We start from the raw sequence: 25,393 nt of genomic DNA on the forward strand, positions 1-25,393 counted from the left end.
ATCGGCACTCAAGCCGATCTGCTGGCGATCGCGAGGGGCTTGGCTAGGAGGCCTCCTCTATGACGCAGTTGCAACATCACGCGTCACTCCATTAAAGATGTGGCAACCGAAGCTATCAAGTGGTACCGCGGCTCTCGACGCAGCCTGGTGAGCCTCGGGCGACTTAGGCTGCCCGAGCCATGATGGCGAACAAATCGCGTTAGGACGAAAGCAGGGAGTCGCTGTGGCTGGCTCGATCTCTACCAAGCACACCAGTCGAAGGACATTTTCGGCAAATGCGACTACATTGTTACCTTCTGTGGTGATGGTGGAACACGGGCGAAGAGGCTCGGTGTCTATCGGGTCGTAAGCGGAAGAAACCGTAAACAACAAGACCTCCCCAAGGGAACACCGTTTGAAGTCTGGCGCACAGCCTGTCGAACTGTCCCCGTGATCGACCGTCGTGCTCAATTAGGCGATGCTACGACAACGCCTAAACCCGTGGTTCGCTGCCCCACCAACCCTCCCCCGCGTCTGCACTCAGGAACTGAGAGTCTTGTCTCTAAGATCACGGGGAAGTGGGAGTGGTGCGCGCTAAACTCGTTTTGCTTCTGGTTCGATGAAACTCGGAACCAAAAACGCGAGCAAGAACGCCGAGGTGACGTAAATCGCTCCATAGTGCAATTTAGACGCGGCGTCATCGCTCAGCGGCGAGTCCAGTAAATACGCGAATGTCAGAACGATCGGTATCTTGATCGCGAACACGCCCAGCAGCCCGACCCCGAACAAAACGGGAACGATAATCATCGCGTGCACAAAACGAAAGGCAGCGTCGATTGTAAATATAATCAGTTCGTTAGTTGTCATTGAGCCAGCTCCTTACTTGGTTGCAAACCTTTACGACTCGATGGCCATCGATTTCATGCCGATAGACGGCGGACATCGACGCATCGACACGGCCCATCACGGCGTTGACCGCATCTTGATCGCCGGTATTACCCGAGATCGTTTCAAGCTTGTGACGGAGCCAGTAGAACGTGTGTTGACGCAAGCAAGCCAGCCCGACTGTCCGCAGATCGGAAAGACTTACTGATGCAGTTGTCTGTACGATCATAACTGGCGCCATCGCGATGGACGAACAACAAATCCTCAAATCCCTTTTTTGACTTTGGACGCCGCTCGATACTCGCTTCAATGGCCGCGATCGTTTCAGGCCACAGGAACGCCGTTCGCTCGACTTCCGTCTTGGTCCGGGGGAACATCAGCCAGCCACCGCGACGATTTCGACGATCCAATTGACTGATCCATCGCCAGTTTTTTTTTGACCCGGGCCCCCTTCCCTCTGCTATTCGGGTACTTGGTTATTCTGAGTGTATCGCTCCAAGGTTTTTCAGCACTTGCATCCAATGGGTTCCCCGCTTCAAGGTCAAGGGCTCGGAAATTGGCGTCCCCGTGTGGCACACGCGCAAAAATCAAGGTGGTCACCGCACCCTTGCCCTACTTTGGTGCATTGCATCTCTCTTTCGATGGTTCAGCATGCTGATTCCATGCGGATCGGCCTGTGTCCAATCATTCCACCCGAGTATGTACTATGCGGTTAGAACAACCTTGACGCCATCTCTGCAGAGGGGCATACTGGTAACCGCAGGCGCCTGCTCCGAAAGGAGCAGGTCTTGGAGGCATGTCCGGGCCCAGGGTGAGACCCCCCAAATAGACATGTTCTCACCCTCACCCACCGCAGAAAAAAAGTTATCCCAACTAAGAATGCCTGAATCTCAATATCTGCTCGACAACGTTAGTTTCTGGGGTGGCATTGCGTCGATCCTCGCCGTATTCGCGACTGCAGTATCATTTGGACTCCGCCTGATCCGAAGTGCATCGGAGAAGCGAGCTGAGCTTAATTCTGAGCTTCTGCAGACTACTGAGTCCATTGCCGAACGAGTTAGAAAGGCAACCACGCAGGGGAAACGCCAAGACCTGTTTATCTATTACCAGTCTATGCTGTCGCAGAGGCGTTTCAGCCAAACGGTCATGGAAATCAATTCTGCAGTTTATCATATTGGCTGCTTGATTCTGCTAATCCCGCTAATCCTATACGACGCGAGAGCTGAGTATTACGTTGATGCAATCTTCGGACCAACGGCTTACGTTCGTTCGTGGCTCCCCGTCTGGATCCTTGTTTTCGCCTTTGCCATTCTCTTGATCAACTATCGGCTTCGGACCCGGGTTCGGGCTCGACGAAAAATACTTCAAGCGATGGAGCGTGGATTGGTCGGCGAGCTTAGGTCGCAACTTAGCGAACTTGTGGGATAACCAAGGCATAAAAAACGGAGCACGACTTGCGGGCGATGTCTTTTGGCTGATTTTACTCTTCGTACCCGGTGATGCCGGGCGTTCGTCAAAAACTGAATTTAAACCGTACGCAAATCAAGGATGACACATGAACGAAAAATTAAACGCACCAGCCCGCACCCTTGTATTCGAGGCAAATTTCCCTATGTCCGACCACATCTGCAATGGGGATCGGTACCGTCTCGAATCAGTAGTGGATACGCGGCGCGAAATTGGGAATCGAACAGTGCACAAATATGTATTTGTGCTGGATGAGAACGAAGAAGATTCGACGCCAACTAAAGGTTGAACATGACGAATCCAAATCCATGCTGTGGGCAACAGGTCCGAGACTACTGGCGCGGACGTTTCTGTCGGTGCTGTGGTGAGACCATCATCTTCAACAACATGACGGTGGGTTGTGCACGCGAAGAATCATGCCCTCATTGCAACCAGACTACCTGTGGTCCGCATTCTCATGACGGTTCAGGAGGATGGCCGCATCGAAGATACTGTGAGCTGTGTGGTGCAGAATGTGACAACGGTGAGTGTCCCGAGCATGGAAGGCTTCAGGCTTCGTAACCTAAGGCCACATAGGCAACGAACCTTGCGATGAACCGACGTCGCGGTAGCCGGGCGATTTCGCTATGGTCAATCAACTCCCGCAACTCGGTTATCGCGGACGTTCGCCGACACAATAAAATTGGGGCGACACATGATAAACATATGGGTAATCTCTCCATTCTCTCACGAGTATCCGGAAGAATGGGAGCGTGTTTTGCAATTCAACCTTCAGTACGGAATTGCGTCTCTTGGCTTCCGCAAGCTGGGCGACTGTTCGGAGCTTGATGTCGATACGATTATCAAACGACATTACGATGCCTACCCTGACTGGGAGGGCCGCGAAAGCGGCGACGCTCACCAGGTTGCTCGATTCTATTCCGAGATACAATTGGACGATGTCGTTCTCGCCCGGCGTGGAACGAAAGTGCTAGCGGCGATCGGCACTGTCAATCGCATGCCTTATTATGACGACCAACTAACTGTTTCTGTTTTTCCTGACGACATCGCATATCCCAACCACATCGGCGTGGATTGGAGGGACGAACCACGCAACCTTGACTTTGGACGCCAAATCTTCGGCTATCTTCCTTTCTGCTCGATGGATCGTGATCGTTTCGATGCGATTGCCGATGAGTTTGGTTTTGCTGAAGCCGTGGTGTGGCCTGATTGATTCACGCAACTACAAATCGGAGCGGCGATTCAATGGATGCACGCCAAGTCCTCGAGTGCCTCTTGGACAATGGTTGCTCAACCGCTCGGACCGCGTGATCCTGGAAGTTATCCGACTGAGGTTCAAATATGGCTCGTAAAATGCAACCAAAATACCCGAATACCAGTTGGGGCCGCGAGGCCCGCGGAGAGGACATCGAGACCCGCGTCGAATCGGAGCTTCGCCACAAACGCGCTCGTGTGCAACGCTTGGCATACGATGATGCAATCTTACGGATTAAAAACGGCGAATCTCCTGAATGCATCATTTCTTCGATTGCGCCTCCAAAGCTCTGGGGGTCGTCGGACTTCCCTGATTCTTTCGAGCGTGAGGTCAACAATCGTGTTGAAAAAGCTGTCTATGACGCTCGGCTATCTGGCGTCCACTCTGCAATCCAATCCTCTACCACACCGCCCCCAAACCAAGGCGGCGGCTGACCATATAACTGCACGGGAGTGGCGGTAACGTGCTTCTCAGAGTCGATGATCAACTCCCGCAACCCCGTGAATTCCAACCTTATGCGACACAATCCGAGTCAGCGTCAATTTAAAACACAGCCCGTGCCGTATGCCGCTGTAATCCAATCTCGTCAGATCCTTGAATTGCCATGACGCTTGATTCATCATCCCAACTGATTCATCAAATCGGGAACATGATGCTTCCGTTTTTGTATGACCGCACAGTCGTAGTGATCGACACGAAAGACAAACCGCAATCGCAAAAAGACCGGTGGTCCATATTTAGTGGCACCGTCGTCGACTTTGGTGAGAGACTTCTTTTTGCGACTGCTTCACACTGCATTGATAACTTCGAGAATCCAACTCGATTCATGTTGATGTCGCACGACGGTCGGTTTGATGCGGTCGATGCCTCCGTGATTCGACGGACTATCGCTATGGACAACGATCGCCCAGATGTCGGCATATTGGAGCTAGATAGATCTCGCTTTCAATCCGCGTACTCACACTCCGTTTCGACCATCGACAACATTGTTGTTGATTGCCCTGACGAGTATCCTGCGACGGTTATGGGCGCTCCGAGTGAAGAAGTGAAGGTGTTTGAGAATGGTATCCGTGGGATCTTGGCTGGATTCACGACGGCGGGTTTGCGTCAAGATGCATGGCCAAAGATTAACGTAACGAATCCGTTCGATGCCGCAATTGACATCATCGCACGATACCCAAACGACAACGACACAATCCGTGACGAAAAGGGGCTTAGATCCACATTGCCTGATCCCCACGGGCTCAGTGGAGGTGGTTACTGGGTTCACCGGTTGGACACGTCTGGAATATGGCATCCTGGTGTTTCGCAGTTAGCTGCGATCCAGAGCAGTTGGCAGCAGAAACACGAATACATTCGACTCACGAAAATTGAACATTGGTTGAGATTGGTTTACTCTCATTACCCAGAACTTCGCGACACTATCGCCTGCGCCTTTCCCGAGACGTTTAGACCGCAATAGGCACATAATCATCACATGCTCTTGCGGAATGTCAAAGTCTGACTGACGAGCAGGGGGAGACCCCGCCTGGATGAAGGTGCAAGTCGATCTGGTCGTGGCTTCTTCTGCTGGATTCAGGCACCGATTCATTGTGAGGCTCATTCTGCCGAGTTGGACAGTGAATAAGCGAGGTCCTTTGTAACACAGCGGTTGATGAAACGTTCGGCACGTCTGAATCAACGCTTTGTTTCGGATAGTCAGCTCTAAGGAAATGAACGACGAGAAGGCCTGTTGTCGCCATTGTCACCGCTTATTGTAAAACCACGATTCATTTGGTGATCATATTGGGGGACCTAGGCATTGGGATTCCCCCATTACAAAGACTAGCATCTGCTTCCCCCACAATGACTGACTTGGGTATCCATGACCGAGACCGCTGAATTGGTCCGTCCACGGGGTGAGCGGTGTTCATGTTATTGCCTCACTGAATTGTGTCTCCGCAAAAACCGGTGACAATGGTGACAATTGATGCGTGGCGTCTTTGGTTCAGGTGGATTGGAATTGGCTCGGAAATGTGACTCCATGATAGCACCTACGCGAATGGCGAAGCGTCATGCGTTGCTTCACTGAATTGCGGATACAGCTGCTGGACCACCTCCCTCAAGCTGTGGCCGGTGGCAAGGATCCCATTCGGCAAGCGATCCAAGCGATTGCCCGCCGTGCTTGGCAGTGACGAAGTCGACGGCGTGCTGCAGTGAGTAGCCGACTCCAAGCTCGACCTTTCTCGTGTGACGTGGTGTTTGCATGCGAGTCGGAATGAACGCGACCCCATGCCGTTTGCAGAAGTCGATCTTCTTTGGAAGTAGCTTAGGGGCCTACCAAGCTTATTTCCGCGGTCTGGGGGATCGCTCTCCCGTAACACAACGTGCTGCGGATCCGTTAGACTGTTCGCCTCGGGAGCTTCCGGTTGGCCACTGGGATGCTTGAAACGTGAGCCTACGGCGAATTGACGCAGACCTACCTGACTGCGCCACCGCCCTGGCTCTGCCCGGTTTATCAGGTAGGAACTATGGACTCAATACAAAAGCGGGCGCTGAGCGAGCGCGACATATGCACAAAATTCATCACCCCAGCGATCGAAAACGGCGGCTGGGACCTGCTAACTCAAGTTCGTGAAGAAGTTACCTTCACTGACGGGCGAGTCATCGTGCGCGGACGGACAACATCCCGTGGCCCGAAAAAACGTGCCGACTATGTCCTTTACTACAAACCAGGAATCGCGCTCGCGATCGTCGAGGCCAAGGACAACACGCACAGCGTCGGTGACGGGATGCAGCAAGCGTTGGCTTACACGCATGCCGATTGTCTCGACGTTCCATTTGCGATCAGCAGCAACGGCGACGGTTTTCTAATCCATGATCGTACGGGCACCTTCCCCAAGACCGAATTCGAACTGCCGCTCAATGAATTCCCCAGCCCCGAAGATCTTTGGAATCGTTACCGAAAGTGGCGTGGGATCACTGATATAGCGGAACCGGTCGTCACCCAGGACTATTACGAAGACGGGCTGGGCAAGGCCCCTCGCTACTACCAACTCAAAGCGATCAACCGCACGATCGAAGCCATCGCAAACGGCAAAGACCGGGTGTTGCTCGTCATGGCGACGGGCACAGGAAAAACGTACACCGCATTCCAAATCATTTGGCGGCTTTGGAAGTCAGGTGCGAAGAAGCGAATCCTATTTCTCGCCGATCGTAATATCCTGATCGATCAAACCAAAACGAACGACTTCAAGCCGTTTGGTAGTGCGATGACCAAGATCCGCAACCGTGAGGCAGACAAGTCGTCCGAGATCTTCCTATCGCTCTATCAGGCGATCACCGGACCCGATGAGGCCGACAAAGTCTACAAAGAATTCTCGCCAGACTTCTTTGATTTGATCGTCATCGATGAATGTCACCGTGGAAGTGCCAAAGACGACTCGGCGTGGCGCGAAATCCTCGACTACTTCAGCTCGGCCACCCACGTCGGAATGACCGCTACGCCCAAAGAAACCGAATACGTTTCGAACAGTCACTACTTTGGCAAGCCCGTCTACACATATTCGCTCCGACAAGGGATCGACGACGGGTTCCTCGCTCCTTACAAGGTCGTTCGCATCGACTTTGACAAAGACCTACAAGGTTGGCGGCCAACCAAAGGCCAACTCGATAAACACGGAATTGAAATCGAGGATCGCATCTATAACCAAAGTGATTTTGACAAGCAATTGGTTCTGGAGCATCGAACTCAGTTGGTTGCAGAGAAGGTGACGGAGTTTCTTCACTCGACGAATCCCTACGACAAAACGATCGTCTTTTGCGAGGACATTGACCATGCCGAACGGATGCGACAAGCACTGATCAACTGCAATCCGGAACTCGCGAAGGAAGACGATCGATACGTCGTCCGAATCACAGGGGACAATGAGGAAGGCAAGGCTCAACTCGACTTCTTTATCGACCCCGAGTCGCGTTACCCTGTCATCGCGACGACATCGAAATTGATGACCACGGGAGTCGATGCCAAAACATGCAAGCTGGTGGTTCTAGATCAACGCATCCAATCAATGACCGAGTTCAAACAAATTATTGGACGCGGGACACGGATCGATGAAGACTACGGAAAGCTGTTTTTCACCATCATGGATTTCAAGAAGGCAACCGAACTGTTTGCCGATCCTGAGTTTGATGGCGACCCGATCCCTGACGACAGTTTCCAGCCCGGTGGGGAGAACGGTGGCGAAAGTGATCCCGGCGATGGCGGAGACGATTCTGGTGACCCTAGCGGGGAAGAGGGCGGCAAACCTAAGAAATACTACGTTCACAACGCTCCCGTGATGGTGGTTGCTGAAAGAGTCCAGTATTACGGCCCCGACGGTAAACTGATCACCGAATCGTTGAAAGACTACACCAAGAAGAAGGTACTCTCCCGCTTCGCATCGTTGGATGAGTTTCTGCAAACATGGACGGAAGCCAATAAAAAGGCCGTCGTGGTCGCGGAGTTCGAGGAACAAGGCGTCTTGTTCGAAGCACTCGCGGACGAAATTGGCACTGACCTGGACCCCTTCGATTTGCTATGTCATGTCGTTTACGATCAACCGCCGAAAACCCGCCGTGAACGGGCCGATGACGTCAAGAAACGAGACTATTTTACCAAGTACGGCGATCAGGCACGGGCCGTCCTCGAAGCACTGCTAGAGAAGTATGCCAATCAAGGAATCTTGAGCATCGAAAGTATGGACGTGCTTAAAGTCGATCCGCTGGACGCATTCGGAACACCGGTAGAGATCATAAAGTTTTTCGGCGGAAAAAACGCCTATCTCGCCGCGATCAAAGATCTAGAAGCTCAACTCTACGCAAGTGCGACTTGATAATAATGTCAATTTATCGATACACCCAAGACGACATCGTGGCTCTAACGCCAACGAACTTTGCTGAAGTCGCAATCTCTGAACGGGCTGATCTGCAGCGTTTGCTTCAAGATCGAATTGAAATCCTCGATCCAAACCTACTCGTGATCTCGGAGGAATTCAGCGATTGGGACGATAGCAAGCGACGAATCGACCTTCTTGCAATCGACCGAGATGCGAACGTCGTTGTCGTTGAACTCAAGCGAACCGAAGACGGCGGACATATGGAGCTGCAGTCACTCCGATACGCGGCAATGGTCAGTGCGATGACCTTCACGGATGCGGAAAAGACTTTCGCGAACTACCTTGCGAAACGCGGAGACAAACGTGTTGCGAGAGACGCAATCCTCAAGTTTCTTGGTTGGGATGAACCCCGTGAAGATGAGTTCGGAAACCAGGTGCGAATCGTGTTGGCATCCGCAGAGTTTTCGAGGGAGATCACGACGTCAGTCCTGTGGTTACGTGAACAGGGGATCGATATTACCTGTATACGAATTAAACCATACGGAACCAAGGACGAACTTTTTTTAGATGTCCAGACCATCATTCCACTTCCGGAAGCGGAAGCGTATGTGATCAAAATTCGGCACAAGCAAGCAGCTAAGGATAACAGCGCAGTTTCCGTTTGGAACGGGAATGACTTCTATGTGTCGCTGGGCGAATACGACGATGCCAATTGGGACGATTGTCGAAAGTACGGCTTCGTTGCCGGCAGCGGTGGGCGTTGGTACACCCGGACTTTGGACCACTTATTTGTCGGCGCACGCGTTTTTGTACTCATCCCTAAACGCGGTTACGTCGGCGTAGGCATCGTCAAAGAGAAAAACCAAACCATCGACAAGTTTATGGTGCAGGACGGAACTGAAGCAAAATGCCTGCTTGAACTTCCGCTATTGGCAAAGGATATGAGCGGCAATATTGGAGACCCTGACATGTGCTCCAACCTCGTTCGCGTGGAATGGATCAAAACCGTTTCGAGAGATCAGGCATTTTGGGAGACCGGCTTGTTTGCCACCACTCATACCGCCTGCAAACTAAAAGACCAAAATACGATTGACAAAGTTTGCCAAACATTTGGCATCGAAAGTAATGCAGGGAAGTAACACAACATGTCCATATCCACCACGATCAAATCGATCCAAGACATCATGCGCAAGGACGCGGGCACCTACGGGGACGCCCAGCGGATCGAGCAACTTGCGTGGATGTTCTTCCTTAAAATTCTCGATGACCGCGAGACCGAAGAGGAATTACTTGACGACGATTTCAAGTCGCCACTCCCGCAAAAGTACCGCTGGCGCAACTGGGCAGCCGATGACGAAGGCATGACCGGCGACACCTTGTTGGACTTCATCGACAACCAATTGATACCGAAGTTGAAGTCACTTCCGGTTTCGACAAAGAATCCGCGAAGCGTAGTCATTCGTGGGGCCTTCGATGATGCCAATCAGTACATGAAGAACGGCACGTTGATGCGCCAAGTCGTCAACAAGATCAACGAGATCGACTTCAACAACAGCAAGGACCGGCACCTGTTCGGCGACGTCTACGAACAAATCCTCAAAGACCTGCAATCCGCAGGCAACGCGGGCGAATTCTACACACCGCGAGCCGTCACCCAGTTCATGGTCCAGCAAACCGCCCCGCAGTTGGGCGAGCGAGTCCTTGATCCGGCCTGCGGCACCGGCGGTTTCCTGACGGCCGTCATCGACTACATCCGCGAAGAATCCGGGCAAGTCAAAAAGCCAGCCCACGAAGAGACGCTGCAAGAGAGCATCCACGGCGTCGAGAAAAAGCACCTGCCCCACATCCTCTGCACCACCAACCTACTGTTGCATGGCATCGACGTCCCATCGCAAATCCGACACGACAACACACTCAGCCGACCGCTGCGAGACTACGGCCCGAAAGATCGCGTGGATGTCATCGTCACCAATCCACCCTTCGGCGGCATGGAAGAGGACGGCATCGAGCTGAACTTCCCCAAAGCATTTCAAACCCGCGAAACCGCCGACCTGTTCCTCGTCCTCATCACGCACCTGCTCAAGGATGGCGGGCGCGGAGCCATCGTACTGCCCGACGGCACGCTGTTCGGCGAAGGCGTGAAAACGCGGATCAAAGAGCGGTTGTTGGACGAGTGTAACCTGCACACCATCGTCCGCCTGCCCAACGGAGTCTTCGCTCCCTACACCGGCATCAAGACCAACCTGCTGTTCTTCACCAAGGGGCAGAAAGGCAAGAAAGGCGCGACCAAAGACATCTGGTTTTACGAGCATCCTTACCCGCCTGGCGCAAAGAGCTACAACAAAACCAAGCCGATCCGCATCGAAGAGTTTGACGCGGAGAAGAAGTGGTGGGGCCAGCCCGACACACGAGGCGGATTCAAAGGCCGCAAGGCAAGCGAGCGAGCATGGAAAGTCTCAGCCGCCGAGATCAAAGAGAACGGCTACAACCTCGACATCAAGAACCCGCACAACTCCGACACCGGCCCGGGCGATCCCGACGATCTGCTGGCTGAACTGGAATCGATCCGTACCGCCAGCAGCCAGACGCTCGACCAGCTCAAGAGTGAACTCGCAGCAGCGCTCGCCAATCAAAACTGACGCTTATTTTAAAATGGCGACGTAATTTAAAATAAGCTAGGCGGTTGGCGACCAGTATTTCAGGCGCCTGAAATAAGCGATACACCCATTAAGACCACAGAAGCATAACCACAATGAGATCAGGCAGTTACGTCAAACAGCCGACCGACTACCGGGCATTTATTCCGGCGAACCTGCCCCCCAATCCAGCCATTAACCTCGATGCGGAGCTGATAAAACTGCTCTCAGACGCGGATCGTGCGATGGGCCGGTTAGATGGTGTTGCCACTGTACTACCCAATCCAGACCTGTTTGTTGCGATGTTTGTTCGGCAGGAAGCTGTGCTTAGTTCGCAGATCGAGGGAACGCAAAGTACTTTGCAGGACATTCTCGCCTATGAAGCCGATGCGGAGCAAACAACGCAACCGGGCGATGTTGAGGAAGTCGTCAACTATGTCGCGGCGATGAACCACGGTCTTCGGCGACTACCCGATCTACCGCTGAGTCTGCGGTTGATGAAAGAAATTCACGAAAAGCTTCTTCACGGGGTTCGTGGAAGTGAATGGTCACCCGGCGATTTTCGGAAAAGCCAGAATTGGATTGGTCCACAAGGCTGCACATTAGCCACTGCAGACTTTGTGCCCCCGCCACCTCATGAGATGATGCAGGCTCTCGACAACCTTGAACACTTCATTCATGACCGCGACTCCTTGCCAGTGCTGGTTCAATGCGGTTTGATCCATGCCCAATTTGAAACCATTCACCCGTTCCTTGATGGCAACGGTCGCGTTGGGCGCCTGATGATCACCTTCCTGCTTTGCGAGCGAGAGATTTTGCAACGTCCTCTGTTGTATTTGAGTTACTATCTCAAAGCACGCAAAGCCGAATACTACGATCGACTGATGGCGATTCGCGTCAGCGGCGATTGGGAAGGCTGGCTGAAGTTTTTCCTACGTGGCGTTTATGAAGTTAGTATCTCGGCCACGAATGTTGCTCGCCAGATCATGGAAATGCGTGAGCAGCATCGCCAATTGATTTCAACCGAAATCACTTCGGCAGCCAATGCTCATAAACTGCTTGACCACATGTTCGAGAAACCAACGTTTTCGATCAATCAAGCCAAGGAAGCAATGGGATGTGCATTCGCGACGGCATCCTCCGTTGTCGAGCGATTGGAGAAGATGGGCCTGCTTCGCGAGATCACCGGGCAAGAACGCAATCGTCTGTATCAGTATCAACCTTACGTCAGCGTCTTTCAAAAGCTGATGCCTGCAGAGGAAGAAGGCAAGTCAGCATGAGTGTCGCCCCCGAATCCGCCGCAGCCCCGCGAAGCCAGGCATCCGCCACCGCATCCATTCAGACGTCAGCTCCACCGTGGGAGTCGCCGGAGTGGCAGGAAGCGGTCCGCCAGAATCCCGGCTTAAAGCCGTTCTTCGACAACCTTGAGTCGTTTGTGGCGTTGCCGGAGGGAGTTAAAAAGCTGCGCGAGATGATCTTGCGTTTGGCTGTTCGAGGACAATTGCTAACCAGCTCTCCAGACGATCCTTCCGCGGCAGAACTAGTAACCCAAATTCGCGAACAACGAGAACGGCTTATTGCGGAGAAGAAGATTCGTCGTGGCAAGCAACCACCAGCGATCAATCCGGGCGAACATACCTTTTCTATTCCGACAAAATGGGAATGGGTCCAATTTGGTGAACTCGGCGATTGGGGCGCTGGTTCAACGCCACGACGAGGAGATGCGAGATACTACGACGGCGACATTGTGTGGCTGAAGTCTGGCGAGCTAAATAACGGGATCGTCACCGACTCTGAGGAGAAAGTCACTCAGGCGGCAATGGACGATTGTTCGCTTCGTCTAAACCAACCCGGCGACGTACTCATCGCTATGTACGGCGCAACGATTGGCAAGCTCGCTATTGCTGGGGTTGAATGCACTACGAACCAAGCCGTTTGCGCATGCACTTGCTTCGATGGTGTTTTCAATGAGTATCTATTCTTGTTGCTTAAAGCGTTTAAGAGCCACTTCATTAAGAAGAGTTCTGGCGCTGCACAGCCAAACTACTCCAAAGAGAAGATTGTCCGCACCGCTGCGCCACTTCCCCCCTTAGCCGAACAGCGTCGGATCGTGTCGAAGGTGGAGGGTCTGATGTCGTTATGCGATACGTTGGAATCGCATCGGCGGGCGCGAGAGAGTGTGCGAGAGCGAGCCAGCCGCAGCGTGCTTGCGAGCCTGACCAGCGCGCCCCGCACAGCCTCCACGCGTGAGCGGCCCAAAGCCGCTCCTAAGCGCCAAGCCAGTGGAGTGGAAACGCTCGCCAGTGCGTGGCAGCGTCTGAGCGATCACTTCGAGGTCCTGCTCGACCAGCCCTCTGGCCCCGCCCACCTCCGCCAGTCCATCCTCCAGCTCGCCGTCCAAGGCAAACTCGTTCCTCAAGAGAACTTTGGCGACGAGGAAAAACAGAATCTCTTGAATGCACGGGCTTCACAAATGGAGCGGTGCGAAATTCGGCAGACTGGCAAATTGATAACCTCTAACGACGCCAACTTCATCGGAACCGTACCTTCGTCATGGATGCGAGTCTCGCTTCACGAAGCTACAACGCTTGTCACTGACGGGAAACATGGTGATTGCGAGAACGAGACTGACTCCGGCTACTACTTCCTGAGCGCAAAAGATGTATCGGATGGTTCATTACGATATGAACACGCGCGGCAGATCGTCGCCGAACAGTTCGATGAAGTCCACCGGCGAACGAAACTGGAAGCGGGTGACGTTGTTGTCGTAAACACGGGAGCGACAATTGGCAAAACCGCCATCGTCCCCGATGATCCCAAGACCGAACGAACAACATTTCAAAAGAGCGTCGCAATCCTGAAGCCAGTCCGAAAGTACCTCGACAATCGGTATTTGGAGATCGTACTAAACGCCGGACTGGATGTGCTGTTGCGTCGCGCCCAAGGGTCGGCAGTGCGTAACCTCTTGTTGCGCGACATGAAGGCACTTGGCTTTGGGCTACCTAGCAGCGCCGAACAAAAGCGGATCGTGTCGAAGGTGTCGGTCCTCTTGTCGCAGCTCGACGAGTTGTCCGCGCGATTGCGTTCCCGCCAGTCCACCACCGACGCCCTCCTCACCGCCCTTATCCATCAAATCTTGGAAGGGTCCAAGTAATGCTCAAATCTCACGACTACTATCGAGACAAATGTCTGGAGCATCTCGACCGTGTGATGATCTCGCACGCCTGCGCTTTCGCTGCGCCAAGCGACGTACTAGCGTCAACGCTAGAAAACCCTGACGAAGAAAAAAGGAAGCAGCTTGTCAATGATATTCACTTTGTGGCTCTAAAGACGAACTTCGAGCTATTCCTTATGCGAAGTCTGCGACAGGTGTGGCTGGAGTATCTCAGTCAGATTCCGAGGAAACGACCACTAGAGGTCATGATGGGAAAGGTCGGTGCTCTTGTAACGGAAGAAGACATCGAGGAGTTTGTTGACGGCCTAGTCCCTCAGCACGGACTCCAACGTCTTGGCAGAGCCCTTGAGGACGTTACCGATATCAAGTTGCCGTCTGTAGCGGGCAGACTCTGGCCTCAAATCGCAATAACCTTCGGTGTCCGGCATCTCATTGAACACGGAAACGGTCGAGTCGATGAGAAATTCGCCAACGAACAGACCAGGAATTGGAGCGGCAGCAGTTTCGCTCGAAGCCCAGTTCCAGGGAGCGGTGAAAAAGTAGTCTTACAAGAATCCGACGTTCAAGCCTCTTACCAGTCAATGATTGAAACTGTGCCACTGATTTCTTCAAGACTGAACGATTGGTCGAAATAGTGATTCAACAATCACAGCTGGTGTCGACGCATTTGTCGCAGTGCGGCGAGTTGCCCTTTCAATTGCGTTCCTCTCAGTGCAACCGGGCGTCCTCCTCTAACAAACCTCTACGTATCTGACCGATGCCAATCCCCACATAGTGCAAGACAGATCCTGAGGGATTCGCAGTCTCGGTGCGTGTCGCTCAATTCGTCAGGAACTCGCAGCGACGAACCGTTCGGCTCATTATGGAACTTGCGAAAAGGCCGATCGAGTGTCTGGAGTACATCGTGCTCCGTGGGCTGCTTCACCTCATCGAGCCAACGCACAACGCACGGTTTTAATCGCTAATGAAGCAGCGCATGCCAAACTGGGAACTTCGACGCGACGCGCTCAATCGGCTTCCTGTCCGGCACGAACATTGGGGCTGTTAGCAACAAGTGCATTCGGAAGGTCACTCGGTATTCGTCAATGCCAGAACGAAGATCGGAGGACAATGCGAGTCGCTTTGTTAAGCTTCTCGCATCCATTGTCGCCATTGTCACCGCTTTTTGCAAAACGCTGCCTCGAACCGAAAGCAAATTAGATTCTATAGACATTGGTTCTCTTCCATTACAGCGACTAACAGCCCACCCTCCTCACAATAAACGGGTTTTGGGTGTCCATGATCGAGACCCCAGAATCGGTCCTTCCTCAAGGAGTGATGATCTCATAGTGGTGCCTCACTAAATTGCGTCTCTACAAAACGTGGTGACAATGGTGACAATTGATGTGGGACGATTTTGGATCAATTTGATCGAAAAGTCGATTGAAGCTTGGCTTCGCCCCTAAGCGACCAGTTGCTTCAATCAAGGAAGCTGGCTCCTAGTACCGCAAAACCGTATATCGGGGTCGTACACTCCCCCTCAGAAGCGTAATTGCAAATGACCAACATCTCGGATGAAATCTTCACCATTCTCGCGGGAGCCCCGAACGGTGTCTTGAGGGGAACCCTCATGGTCATCGCCGAAATTCCTCTCTGAGAACACGAAGTCTCTGGGCTTTCAATCGAGCGAATGGGACTAGCACCACTTTCACCAACCACCTCACTGATCGATCACCGACACTCACCGCGCAGATGCTTGAACCACATATCGACGAATTGCGACTGAACGCAACCCGCTGCTACAACAATGACGTAATTCGGCCAAAATTAATGGAGTCTGCTCGCAAATCCCTTCGCTATCCAGACGCTTTGCAGGATGATGACAAACTCCCAGACGAGAAACTTGATCTGCTGATCTGGAAGCTATGCCAGGATGCAATGGGGGTGGAGGAAATCGAGTCCCCAGTCACATCGACTTCGGATTCCGAGCTACGCGTGAATTTCGCAATTTGGGATCAATCTTTTGAGCAAACGACAAGTGAGAAAGGGGTCTTGCCTCTGACCAAGCAAATGAAGCTGAGACTGCGAGTACGGCTGAAACGCTATCTCGGAAATCTCTACGAGACCATCGGGTCGACTGTCGCATGTGAACGATTCTGGGTTCGTCACCGTGATATTCAGCGTGTTTACGATGTGAGCCGACAGCAGGTTGGCAATTGGAGGAAAGCCGAATGGTGGCCCGCACCCTCGCCGTTTGGCGAGAAGACTTGGTATAGCGATGAGGTCACCAAGGCGATCAACGACCAGCCGAAAATTGGTCTCAATCCACGCAAGGACTGGCGTGATGTTTGCCATCCCTCGCAGTTGGTGGGCTGGCTTGAGAATGCCGCAGAAATCGAAAATGACAAATCTTGACAAGTCCAGCCTCATTGGACGCCTCTTAGCTTAGGAATTCCAACAAAAACGTTCTACGATTCGGCCAACTCATACCACATAGGAGTTGGTTACGTGAATGTGTTGGAATATGTATTTAAGCCTGAAGCCCTTTATGCGATCGATGATGTTGCTGGCGAACTCGGTGTATCACGAGCTCGTCTGGACGACGAGATTCGCAATGGGCGGATCCGTATCATCCGCCTGGGCCGCGTTCGTCTTGTGCTCGGTCATGCACTTCTTGAATGGTTAGCTGCTGCGGAAACTTCCGGTGGGCAAAAGTGCAAATCTGTAGCGGCTAGTCAAAAGCCGAGGTCGTACAGCGATCGGTCAAGAACCGATTGCAATGACGTTGCAAGCTCAGCCCACGTTGTCGAACGGGAGGGCTCCGTTGAGTAATTCGTTACTTATTCAGAACGTAGATCTGGACGAGGTTTGCGCTGAAATCACCGCTCGCGTGGTTAAGGCAATCGAACCCATGCTTTCAGACTCTTTGAAAAGACCAAAGAGTCGTGACGAAATGGCTGAATGGCTGGGCATTGGTGTCGCCACTCTGGATCGCATGACCCGAGAGGGGAAGACTCCGAGTTTTCTCCTCAATCGACGTCGTGTCTATATCCCGGAATTAACCATTGAAGCTTTGACTCGAAATAAAGGGGAGAAACTCTCGTGAACGCTATTTCTTGCATACCAGAAACAATCGCTAAAGTTGGCGTGACTTGTGTCGACGTTGACGCGGACGAATGGCCGCCGTTGGAGCGGTTCGGGCCGCCCCCGCTACAACGGTTCCCAATAGATGCCTTACCTGAGCCACTTCGTGGATGGGTGTCATCTGAATCGGAAGCGACGCAAACCCCACCCGATATGGCCACATTGTTAGCCTTGACGGCTACCTCTGTTGTCCTAGCGAAAAAGGTTCTGGTTGAACCATGGGCTGGGTACCGCGAACCGGTCAATATCTACTCGGCAACCTTGCTGGATCCCGCGAATCGCAAAAGCGCGGTATTTGCTGATGCCAAAAGGCCCATCGAGTTGATCGAACAAGAATTGCACGACGCAGCCTTGCAGTCCGTCGCGGAGCGACAGAGCGAACGTCGTCAGGACCAGCTCCGGCTCAACAAACTGGAAAAGAAGACCGCAGATGAAAAGGATCCTGAGAAACGGGTTGCCGCTAGTGAGGAGGCGTCCACGCTAGCGAAGAAGTTGGCGACGACTCCAGAACCAGTGATGCCAACACTAGTGGTGGAAGACACAACCACTGAGAAACTTGCCTTGCTCATGCATGAAAATGGCGAACGATTGGCGGTTCTGTCCGCGGAAGGAGGCATCTTCGCTGCCATGGGCGGCCGGTACTCGGCAAAGGGGGGAGCGGATGATTTCGAGATGTACCTAAAGGCTCATGCCGGTGACTCAAGTAAAGTGCACCGGATAAGTCGTTCCCCAGTCGTTTTGGAGAGCCCTGCCCTAACCATTGGGCTTGCAATACAACCGGAAGTCATTCGAGGATTGGCCGGAAAAAGTGCGTTTCGAGGCCGTGGACTGCTTGGCCGTTTCATCTATGCCTATCCTGAATCTTGGATCGGAAAACGGAAAATCAGAACAGTACCGATGCCGAAGGCGTTGGAGTTGGAGTATCAGTCGCTAATCAAGCGATTGTTCCAAATACAGCCCCGCCCTGATGGATCACCAAATATAGTTAGGTTGAATGACGAGGCGGCTAACGAGTTTGAGGAGTATTGTCGCTGGATCGAGGACGAGCTTGGGGCAGGCGAGTTGGAAATGATGCGGGATTGGGGAGGGAAATTGGCAGGTTTGACGCTTCGCATTGCCGGTCTTATGCACTGCGTCAAGCATGCTAACTCCGATCCCCTATCGAATTCAATCGATGTCGAAACCATGCGCAACGCGCAACACATCGCCAAATGGGCGATACCTCACGCCGCAGCAACGTTCGAGCTGTTGTCGTGCGATATCGTGCCGGAGTGCGTCGGTGATGCGGTACACGTTATCCGCTCTCTGACGAAAGACAGTGCCCAGATTCCCTCTACAGTGACGCGACGCAATATTCAAAGGCACGGCCAAAGTCGGTTCAACAACGACGCTACGCGACTCGATAACGTCCTGAGTCTGCTTGAGCAGGCTAATTATTTGAGGAGGCGGTCGTCCGCTGAGAAAGGGGGAAAAGTTACCTACGACGTATCTCCGCGTTTTCGTGCGGAATCGTCGAATGTACCGATAGCGTCATTGTCACCATTGTCACCGGATTCTGGGATATCACGACAAGAAAGGTCAACGTTTAAGATATGAGTGCCGCACTACTGCTTGATGAGTTGGCGGCTCGCGACGTGGTCGTGACGCTCAGTGGTGAATCACTAGAAATTGATGCGCCGCGCAATTCGCTATCCAACGACGATATCAATGCATTGCAGCAGAGCAAGCGTGACATCATTCGCAAATTGCGGGTGGCAAATGGTCTTTCAGCAGATGATAGTGTCGCAAAATGGTTCGAGTGTGACGAGGTTGACATTGAATTGGTGCCGGTCTGCAAACGCTGCAGCCAGTACTGCGACGTGCAACTCATGGACGACAGCTGGCGATGCTCGTATTGCGATCCTGGTGTCGAGGCGATCCGTCGACGAACGTCTGAGCTGTTACAAAGGAAGTCGCGTATTCTCGATTCGCTAGGCACGAAAGAGTGTGGACAGATCGAGGCTAATTTAATAGGCGGACATGGCCCTCTCATCTAGTTGGAACCACTGAATGCGATAAGGGGCTGTTGAAGCAAACATGTTCGATAATTATCGTGAGTCAGATGCATGCGGTTGCGCAGCAAGCATTCGGTCAACGCTGAACAGGTCGCGAATGTAATTGGAAGAAAGGTGTTATGGAATCGGCTGGAACGCAGTCCTTCCAGTCTTAGGCTTGGTGTTTCTTTATGATTTGGAAGGGTTTTCGAAACCAATGGCAACAATTGAACACGTGAGGAAAAATGGTAGAAACCACTACAGAATACGATTCATGGTGGACAGGCGACGGAAAACAATCGGGCTAGGTGACTTCGACGAAACGTCTGCGGCGTTAGCTAAAGAACATGTTGAGCATTTGATTGGCCAGCAGAAAAGGAACCGCCCCCCAAGCAATAAGACGTTGATTTGGCTAGAGACGTTGCCGATCGAGATCCACGACCGGCTTTCCGCGTTGGCTCTATGCGAAACACGGGAGCGTTGCGAATTGCCGCGAACGGTACTTGCCTACATGCGGGCATACATCGAAAGCCGCACTGACTGGAAGAAACCCGAAAACTACAGACAGTCGGCCGACCACTTAGAGACGTTCTTGAAGCGAGACATTCCGCTTACCGCAATGACAAAAGGAGAAGCGGAGCGCTGGCATCGCTGGATGATGGACGCCGACAAGGGCCCCGGTCTCTCACCAAACACAGCTGGGCAACACGTCAAGCGCTGCCGGCAGATGATGAAGGAAGCAATTGACGATCGACTCATTGAGTCCAATCCCTTTAAAGGGATCAAGATCGACCTGCGAAGTGACACGTCCAAGAACCGGTTCGTCGACGAGCAAATGGCGACAACAATTCTCGATGCGTGTCCTGATCAAGAGTGGCGAACTATTTTCGCGTTAGCCCGGTTCGGCGGGCTTCGGTGCCCATCGGAGGTGCTGCGATTGCGTTGGTCAGACATCCAATGGGAGCGTGGACGATTCAAGGTCACTGCTCCCAAAACCGAACGCTACGGCAAGGGGGAGCGAATCGTTCCGCTGTGGCCCGAGTTGCGGGCGGAGTTGGATGATCTTTCGACGTTGGCCGAGCCAGGCCTTGGCTGCCCCTCGGATGCCTATGTGATCCGTCGATACCGTGACTCAGAGGCTAACTTGCGGACGACGTTCAATAAAATCGTAGAGCGGGCTGGCGTAGGAGTGTTTCCCAAGCCTTTCATGGCGTTGCGGGCTAGCCGCCGAACCGAGCTCGAACGAACAGGTCGTTTTGCCAATCACGTCTTGAATGACTGGTTCGGACATTCAGGGGCTATTGCGGAGACGCACTACCTGCAGACAACTGAGGCCGACTATACGGAGGCAACAGGCGTGGAACATCCAACGCCCTTGGCGATCCCCTCGAGCCATCAAAGACGGAGCATACCCGAGGGGCAGCCTGATCCAGAGGGGCAAAACGAAGGGCAATCACGAGGGCAGCAGGAAGCCCCTACGCCAATCAGGACACAAAAAAAGCCCAGCAAAACTGGGCTCTTGATTGGTGCTTATGGTTGTGGAAGCACACAAGAATACACCCCAGAGGATTCGAACCTCTAACCTTCGGTTCCGTAGTGCTTTTACCACTCACGGATGCACTTCAGATAGGTTGCTAACGCGGAATTTTATGCGGTCTCTTTGGTTCGCCCGAAACCCACCAGGCCGTCTTCAGTGCGAAAGTGGGTACAGTTCCACTTCCTGTACCCATAGTACTTGCTTCCATATAGACGACGATTCTCGTACCTCAGAGCGTGACGCCACGGTGATGCAATGCATGACACGAGGCTCAGATTTAGCGTCACGCCGAACGTCACCAATCTACAGTAGTACGTGACTCTGTGACGCAAGTGACGCTACTACGACGACTTCGAATCGTGGTTGCCTGCGAAATGCGTTCGGGGAAGGCAAACAGCTTAACCAGTCGGTGTTAGGACAGTTCTTGATCTAGTGATTCAGCCGGGGCAAGTGTGACGCTAACATGACGCAACAGGTGACAAGCCATCCAGCAATAGCGTCACACCGTAAGTCGTTTTCCCGTATTGACTTATGGATTCGTGACGTTAGTGACGTTAAGTCCGTTCAACTTCCTCGTCGTCTTTACCGTTCGTTGGACCTCTTCACTGCTGTTTTGAGCCTAACCGGCGAATCGATGGCAGCCAATCGTCAACACCATGGCGAAAAAATATTCCAAGTTCTGGTCGCTCTGGAATATCTGATTCAAAAAATTAGTTGGCGTAAGAGCCGTGAAACACGGGGTTGGGAATTCATTTCTCGGGTTTCTTTATCCTCGGTGAGGCATATCGCAGCCATAGGTAGATCCCGAAGACTACCGAGCTTCAATTTCAAAAAGGCGTCAGTACATTCTGACCGCGGTGCTTCGAGATCTAGCTATTGGAGAAGAAAATGTCAACTTTTATCGAGTCAAACGAAACCAGCACGACTTCGTCGGAGCTCATCACAGACGTGCATGAGCATCCTACTGACAACGCAAGCAAAGCATCGGAAGTGAATGGTTCGGCAGACGAACAAACTTTGGCCAAGAATACAGGTCTTAAGGTGGACGATTTGATAGAGAAGTTTGGATTTACGATTATCGAAGAGCAAGACGAAGCGGTTTCACCTTTGGAAGTTTTCGCAATGGAGACGTCCGATCCGCTACCAGCCGAGGAGCCTATTGAGCTACCGCGAATTCATAAGCCCACACCTGAAAAGCTTCTGGATCGTGCGTGTAAACTTGGTGTCAACTTCTTCCGAAATCAACACATGGACGAATTCGCGAACATTCCCACGGCGTGTGGCAACAGATGTAGCCTGATGACTTCGACGAAGGAGTTCCGGTCTCGTTTGCTGGAGCTGCTAAGGCCACATGTTGCCGGAGAGTTACTGGCGAAAACTCTGAAGCAAACTATTGAATTGGCGGAACTCCAGAGTCACCAATGGCCTCAGGTTGAACTCGGTAACCGTTTCAAGAAGCTGGACAGTGGAACGTTACTTGTTGACTTAGGGGATGCTGATTGGAACTGCATTGAGCTGAACGAGGGCGGCTGGGGCATCGCCCCTCAGCGAGAGTCGCACTTCACTAGGATGAAGCACCAAAAGCCTTTGCCCATTCCCGCTAAAGGAACTGACCCCAATGAGCTCTTCCGATTTGTAGAAATCGAATCGGAAGAGCAGAGGATGCTAGTCCAGGCCTGGGCGATCGCTGCATTTCACCCGAATGTCTCGAACCCAATTCTACTCTTCACAGGTCCCCAAGGATCGGCAAAGACAACTAGGTCGAAACGTCTGCGTGATGTAATCGATCCTAGCGTTACGCCTCTGCTAGGTGAAATGGAAAAGTCTACCCTGTTTTTGACATTCCAGCATCATGCTGTCCCATGCTTCGAGAATGTTGGGAAATTCAGCCGCTCAGAAGCAGACATGTTCTGCCGAGCAGTCACGGGAAATGGCGTGGAAAGGCGAAAGCTCTTCACCAACTCTGATCAAGTTCTCTACTCGTTCAAGCGTCCAATTATCATCAACGGGATTGATACGCCGACAACGAGGCCTGACTTCATCGACCGAAGCATCGTCGTTCATTGCAAACGTCTTACCGAATTCAAGGCGATCAGAGAATTAGACAGAGAGTTTGAGGACGCACGTAGTCGAATCTTTGGATCACTGCTCGACCTTTTGTCCAGCACTCTAGCGAAACTGCCTGACGTGCCACCAGAAAGCCCATTTAGAATGGCTGACTTTGCACAATTTGGCAGGGCGATGGCGATGGCTCTCGGCCGCCCGATGGATGACTTCGACAAGGCCTATGATCTGAACATTGGATGCCAGCACCAGGAAATTCTCGAAGCTTGTCCGATGACCAACGCCCTGTACTCCATGTCCCAGGAATATTCTGAAAACAGACCCTGGGAAGGGACTGCAGATTCGCTCCTACGAAGTCTTCGCTACGCCGCCGAAAATGCGGCTGACAGGCTCGCTGTCTCAGATCTACCAAAATCGGCAAGATGGCTCAGTTCGCGACTCAGCGAACTCATCTCCTCTCTGGATGAACGTGGAGTAGTAGTACGCCAGTTGCCTCGTACACGCGATGCAAGGAAGTGGCAGGTCTACTCGGCGAATCCCGTGCAACCGGAAGATGGCAACATTTTCGCTGTTCTTGAAGAACTCGACTCTGAAAACTGAGAGTCAAGCTGCACGACGTCAATTGTTGTCACCGCCCCATCAGTCAAATTGGCTGGTGGGGCTTTTTCGTTTCATTGATTCCAAGCGAGTGAAGGAATGAAATGAAAGGTATCAAGAATGTTGGCGAAGGGATTCTGAGAACACAGCCTTGTGCAATCACAGCAGCCTCAGGATGGCGAGGCAAATGCCTCACAACTCGAAACGAACTTGATCAATCAGAAAAATTCAAAGAACTAGAAGCAAAAGAAGAACAATTCAAAGAGATTGAAAAAACAAAAGCATTTTCATTACTAGCAAAATTTCAAGCAGTTCAAACAACAGTAATTCACAGGGTAGAGAGACAGGCCAAACCATGAATAAGCACACAACATCAAAGGAGAAAGAATGACAGCTGCAATTCAGATGAAAGCCAGAAATATTCCTGGTCAACTTCGACAATACGATCAATGGGTCGGCTGGAAGTACCATTCAGACATAAGCAATGGGCAAGATCGTAAAAGAAAGGTACCTGTGAACCCGAAGACAGGACGCTTCGCAAAGGTGACGGATCGGACTACATGGACATGCTTTGATGAAGCCGTGGAGTTTGCTTTGTCATCAAAAGAACAACTCGAAGGAGTGGGGTTCGTTTTTACTGACGGTGATCCGTTTGTCGGTATCGATCTTGATGACGTGATCGATCCTGTCCAACTTCAGATTGTTCACTGGGCTCAAAGTGTTCTTGACTCGCTCGACACCTACACCGAGGTGTCACCTTCGGGTACGGGCGTGAAGGCCATTGCCACTACGGATAGCCCAGTCCGAAGCCGTCGGCGATCATCACCTGGAATCGAGATCTATAGTTCCTCACGGTTCTTTACCATTACCGGCAGCATCATCGGAGCGAATCCAGAGATAAACAATCGGACGAAGGAGCTGGCAGTTATGGCCGACACCTACTTTCCTGAACCACCCTCTCCACAGCCTCAGATGGTGCTTGACCGAGTTCGACAAACCGTCACTGACGAGGAAATCCTAGACAAAGCGACGAATTCTCGGAACGGCTCAAAGTTTCTTCAGCTTTGGAACGGAGAAACAAAGGGCCATGATGGAAATCAGAGCCAAGCAGACCTTGGCCTCTGTCGTCTCCTAGCCTTCTGGTGTGGTCCCAATGATCAACAGATCGACCACCTGTTTAGACAGAGTGGCCTATTTCGATCTAAGTGGGATGAGAGGCACTTTAGTAACGGGGCAACGTATGGAACGGAAACAATCCGAAAAGCCATCTTGGCCCAGGGCGATGCCTTCTATCGCTGGCCAATTCCACTGAACAAACCAAAACCAGCAACATCATCGTGAAATCAGAGAACGAGAATAACGGTAAGAACCCGAAAAAACAGGACCAGACGATGAGTAAGGAAAATGGGGCAGGCCGGAAAGTTGCCAAAGGGCATCGCGTTGTTCATGTGATTGTGCCTGAGAAGGTCTTTAACCATGCCAAGGCCCAGGCGTTTCTGTCGGAAATCTCCTGGACAACATTTATTTCAGAAACCTTGCGACAATGCAAGCCAATCACCCCTGAGCCACCTCTGGAAGAAAACTGATGCAGAACTCGACAAAACCAAAGCTCCTGACGCACCACCACAAGCCAAACATCGGCGATTTTGAAGAGATGCTGGCTTCAGTGTTTGAGCGTGCCAATGCATACGTTCAATCAGCTGACTACCAGTGCGTCTACCTGAATGGAATTGCCCACGAAAAGTTGACAGTGGACCGGAAGATGTCAGACTTCTCTGACAGGAGA

Annotated in this window: 23 protein-coding genes; 21 read left to right on the forward strand and 2 right to left on the reverse strand. The window is 52.3% G+C overall.

Going from position 1 to position 25,393, the window contains the following annotated elements:
* Positions 1–573: 573 nt before the first annotated feature.
* The gene (locus tag ABD971_RS15000) at positions 574–846 is read right to left on the reverse strand and encodes a hypothetical protein (protein ID WP_345323333.1); all 273 of its coding nucleotides are present in this window, start codon (positions 844–846) and stop codon (positions 574–576) included.
* Entirely contained in the window at positions 836–1,093 is a 258-nt protein-coding gene (locus tag ABD971_RS15005) for a hypothetical protein (protein ID WP_345323335.1), read from the reverse strand. The genes ABD971_RS15000 and ABD971_RS15005 overlap by 11 nt, the downstream gene beginning before the upstream one ends.
* Positions 1,094–1,743: 650 nt before the next feature.
* Between ABD971_RS15005 and ABD971_RS15010 the strand changes: the two genes are divergently transcribed.
* The 21 genes from ABD971_RS15010 to ABD971_RS15110 all read left to right on the forward strand — a co-directional run.
* Positions 1,744–2,292 carry a hypothetical protein gene (locus ABD971_RS15010; protein WP_345323337.1) on the forward strand — a complete coding sequence of 183 codons (549 nt, stop codon included), beginning with the start codon at positions 1,744–1,746 and terminating at the stop codon, positions 2,290–2,292.
* 721 nt (positions 2,293–3,013) lie between these two features.
* Positions 3,014–3,544, forward strand: a complete 531-nt coding sequence (locus ABD971_RS15015; protein ID WP_345323339.1) for a hypothetical protein — start codon at positions 3,014–3,016, stop codon at positions 3,542–3,544.
* A gap of 646 nt (positions 3,545–4,190) precedes the next feature.
* Positions 4,191–5,048, forward strand: a complete 858-nt coding sequence (locus tag ABD971_RS15020; protein ID WP_345323341.1) for a hypothetical protein — start codon at positions 4,191–4,193, stop codon at positions 5,046–5,048.
* 1,048 nt (positions 5,049–6,096) lie between these two features.
* The gene (gene hsdR, locus ABD971_RS15025) at positions 6,097–8,439 is read left to right on the forward strand and encodes an EcoAI/FtnUII family type I restriction enzme subunit R (protein WP_345323343.1); all 2,343 of its coding nucleotides are present in this window, start codon (positions 6,097–6,099) and stop codon (positions 8,437–8,439) included.
* Between the two features lie 5 nt (positions 8,440–8,444).
* Positions 8,445–9,581 carry a hypothetical protein gene (locus tag ABD971_RS15030; RefSeq protein WP_345323345.1) on the forward strand — a complete coding sequence of 379 codons (1,137 nt, stop codon included), beginning with the start codon at positions 8,445–8,447 and terminating at the stop codon, positions 9,579–9,581.
* A gap of 6 nt (positions 9,582–9,587) precedes the next feature.
* On the forward strand, positions 9,588–11,081 hold the full coding sequence (locus ABD971_RS15035) for a type I restriction-modification system subunit M (RefSeq protein ID WP_345323347.1): 1,494 nt from the start codon (positions 9,588–9,590) through the stop codon (positions 11,079–11,081).
* Between the two features lie 113 nt (positions 11,082–11,194).
* A complete protein-coding gene (locus ABD971_RS15040) occupies positions 11,195–12,358 on the forward strand; it encodes a Fic family protein (RefSeq protein WP_345323349.1) in 1,164 nt (387 codons plus the stop codon).
* Positions 12,355–14,232: a restriction endonuclease subunit S gene (locus ABD971_RS15045; protein WP_345323351.1), complete on the forward strand. Its 1,878-nt coding sequence runs from the start codon at positions 12,355–12,357 to the stop codon at positions 14,230–14,232. The genes ABD971_RS15040 and ABD971_RS15045 overlap by 4 nt, the downstream gene beginning before the upstream one ends.
* Entirely contained in the window at positions 14,232–14,888 is a 657-nt protein-coding gene (locus ABD971_RS15050; protein ID WP_345323353.1) for a hypothetical protein, read from the forward strand. Before ABD971_RS15045 ends, ABD971_RS15050 begins: the two co-directional genes overlap by 1 nt.
* Before the next feature lie 173 nt (positions 14,889–15,061).
* The gene (locus tag ABD971_RS15055) at positions 15,062–15,211 is read left to right on the forward strand and encodes a YgjP-like metallopeptidase domain-containing protein (RefSeq protein WP_345323355.1); all 150 of its coding nucleotides are present in this window, start codon (positions 15,062–15,064) and stop codon (positions 15,209–15,211) included.
* Between the two features lie 773 nt (positions 15,212–15,984).
* Entirely contained in the window at positions 15,985–16,647 is a 663-nt protein-coding gene (locus ABD971_RS15060) for a hypothetical protein (protein ID WP_345323357.1), read from the forward strand.
* 93 nt (positions 16,648–16,740) lie between these two features.
* Positions 16,741–17,064 carry a hypothetical protein gene (locus ABD971_RS15065; protein WP_345323359.1) on the forward strand — a complete coding sequence of 108 codons (324 nt, stop codon included), beginning with the start codon at positions 16,741–16,743 and terminating at the stop codon, positions 17,062–17,064.
* Complete coding sequence (locus tag ABD971_RS15070) at positions 17,057–17,338, forward strand: hypothetical protein (protein WP_345323361.1); 282 nt, start codon at positions 17,057–17,059, stop codon at positions 17,336–17,338. Before ABD971_RS15065 ends, ABD971_RS15070 begins: the two co-directional genes overlap by 8 nt.
* A 152-nt stretch (positions 17,339–17,490) precedes the next feature.
* The gene (locus ABD971_RS15075; protein WP_345323363.1) at positions 17,491–18,972 is read left to right on the forward strand and encodes a YfjI family protein; all 1,482 of its coding nucleotides are present in this window, start codon (positions 17,491–17,493) and stop codon (positions 18,970–18,972) included.
* Complete coding sequence (locus tag ABD971_RS15080; protein WP_345323365.1) at positions 18,969–19,412, forward strand: TubC N-terminal docking domain-related protein; 444 nt, start codon at positions 18,969–18,971, stop codon at positions 19,410–19,412. Before ABD971_RS15075 ends, ABD971_RS15080 begins: the two co-directional genes overlap by 4 nt.
* 178 nt (positions 19,413–19,590) lie before the next feature.
* The gene (locus ABD971_RS15085; RefSeq protein WP_345323367.1) at positions 19,591–20,991 is read left to right on the forward strand and encodes a tyrosine-type recombinase/integrase; all 1,401 of its coding nucleotides are present in this window, start codon (positions 19,591–19,593) and stop codon (positions 20,989–20,991) included.
* An 843-nt stretch (positions 20,992–21,834) separates the two neighbouring features.
* Complete coding sequence (locus ABD971_RS15090) at positions 21,835–23,610, forward strand: hypothetical protein (RefSeq protein WP_345323369.1); 1,776 nt, start codon at positions 21,835–21,837, stop codon at positions 23,608–23,610.
* 101 nt (positions 23,611–23,711) lie between these two features.
* A complete protein-coding gene (locus tag ABD971_RS15095; RefSeq protein WP_345323371.1) occupies positions 23,712–23,966 on the forward strand; it encodes a hypothetical protein in 255 nt (84 codons plus the stop codon).
* A 28-nt stretch (positions 23,967–23,994) separates the two neighbouring features.
* Positions 23,995–24,948: a phage NrS-1 polymerase family protein gene (locus tag ABD971_RS15100; protein WP_345323373.1), complete on the forward strand. Its 954-nt coding sequence runs from the start codon at positions 23,995–23,997 to the stop codon at positions 24,946–24,948.
* Positions 24,945–25,193 carry a hypothetical protein gene (locus tag ABD971_RS15105; protein WP_345323375.1) on the forward strand — a complete coding sequence of 83 codons (249 nt, stop codon included), beginning with the start codon at positions 24,945–24,947 and terminating at the stop codon, positions 25,191–25,193. The genes ABD971_RS15100 and ABD971_RS15105 overlap by 4 nt, the downstream gene beginning before the upstream one ends.
* Positions 25,193–25,393 (forward strand): hypothetical protein (locus tag ABD971_RS15110; protein WP_345323377.1); only part of this gene is annotated, 201 nt, incomplete at its 3' end. The genes ABD971_RS15105 and ABD971_RS15110, both read left to right, overlap by 1 nt.

It is taken from the genome of Novipirellula rosea, from assembly GCF_039541335.1.
Classification (GTDB): Bacteria; Planctomycetota; Planctomycetia; order Pirellulales; family Pirellulaceae; genus Novipirellula; species Novipirellula rosea.

Excerpts from the sequence above, each read along its gene's own strand:
- ABD971_RS15020 (WP_345323341.1), top strand. The coding sequence starts at position 4,191 with ATGACGCTTGATTCATCATCCCAACTGATTCATCAAATCGGGAACATG.
- ABD971_RS15060 (WP_345323357.1), top strand. The coding sequence starts at position 15,985 with ATGCTTGAACCACATATCGACGAATTGCGACTGAACGCAACCCGCTGC.
- ABD971_RS15045 (WP_345323351.1), top strand. The coding sequence starts at position 12,355 with ATGAGTGTCGCCCCCGAATCCGCCGCAGCCCCGCGAAGCCAGGCATCC.
- ABD971_RS15005 (WP_345323335.1), bottom strand. The coding sequence starts at position 1,093 with ATGATCGTACAGACAACTGCATCAGTAAGTCTTTCCGATCTGCGGACA.
- ABD971_RS15090 (WP_345323369.1), top strand. The coding sequence starts at position 21,835 with ATGTCAACTTTTATCGAGTCAAACGAAACCAGCACGACTTCGTCGGAG.
- ABD971_RS15035 (WP_345323347.1), top strand. The coding sequence starts at position 9,588 with ATGTCCATATCCACCACGATCAAATCGATCCAAGACATCATGCGCAAG.
- ABD971_RS15100 (WP_345323373.1), top strand. The coding sequence starts at position 23,995 with ATGACAGCTGCAATTCAGATGAAAGCCAGAAATATTCCTGGTCAACTT.
- hsdR (WP_345323343.1), top strand. The coding sequence starts at position 6,097 with ATGGACTCAATACAAAAGCGGGCGCTGAGCGAGCGCGACATATGCACA.
- ABD971_RS15000 (WP_345323333.1), bottom strand. The coding sequence starts at position 846 with ATGACAACTAACGAACTGATTATATTTACAATCGACGCTGCCTTTCGT.
- ABD971_RS15080 (WP_345323365.1), top strand. The coding sequence starts at position 18,969 with ATGAGTGCCGCACTACTGCTTGATGAGTTGGCGGCTCGCGACGTGGTC.
- ABD971_RS15030 (WP_345323345.1), top strand. The coding sequence starts at position 8,445 with ATGTCAATTTATCGATACACCCAAGACGACATCGTGGCTCTAACGCCA.
- ABD971_RS15040 (WP_345323349.1), top strand. The coding sequence starts at position 11,195 with ATGAGATCAGGCAGTTACGTCAAACAGCCGACCGACTACCGGGCATTT.
- ABD971_RS15095 (WP_345323371.1), top strand. The coding sequence starts at position 23,712 with ATGAAAGGTATCAAGAATGTTGGCGAAGGGATTCTGAGAACACAGCCT.
- ABD971_RS15010 (WP_345323337.1), top strand. The coding sequence starts at position 1,744 with ATGCCTGAATCTCAATATCTGCTCGACAACGTTAGTTTCTGGGGTGGC.
- ABD971_RS15050 (WP_345323353.1), top strand. The coding sequence starts at position 14,232 with ATGCTCAAATCTCACGACTACTATCGAGACAAATGTCTGGAGCATCTC.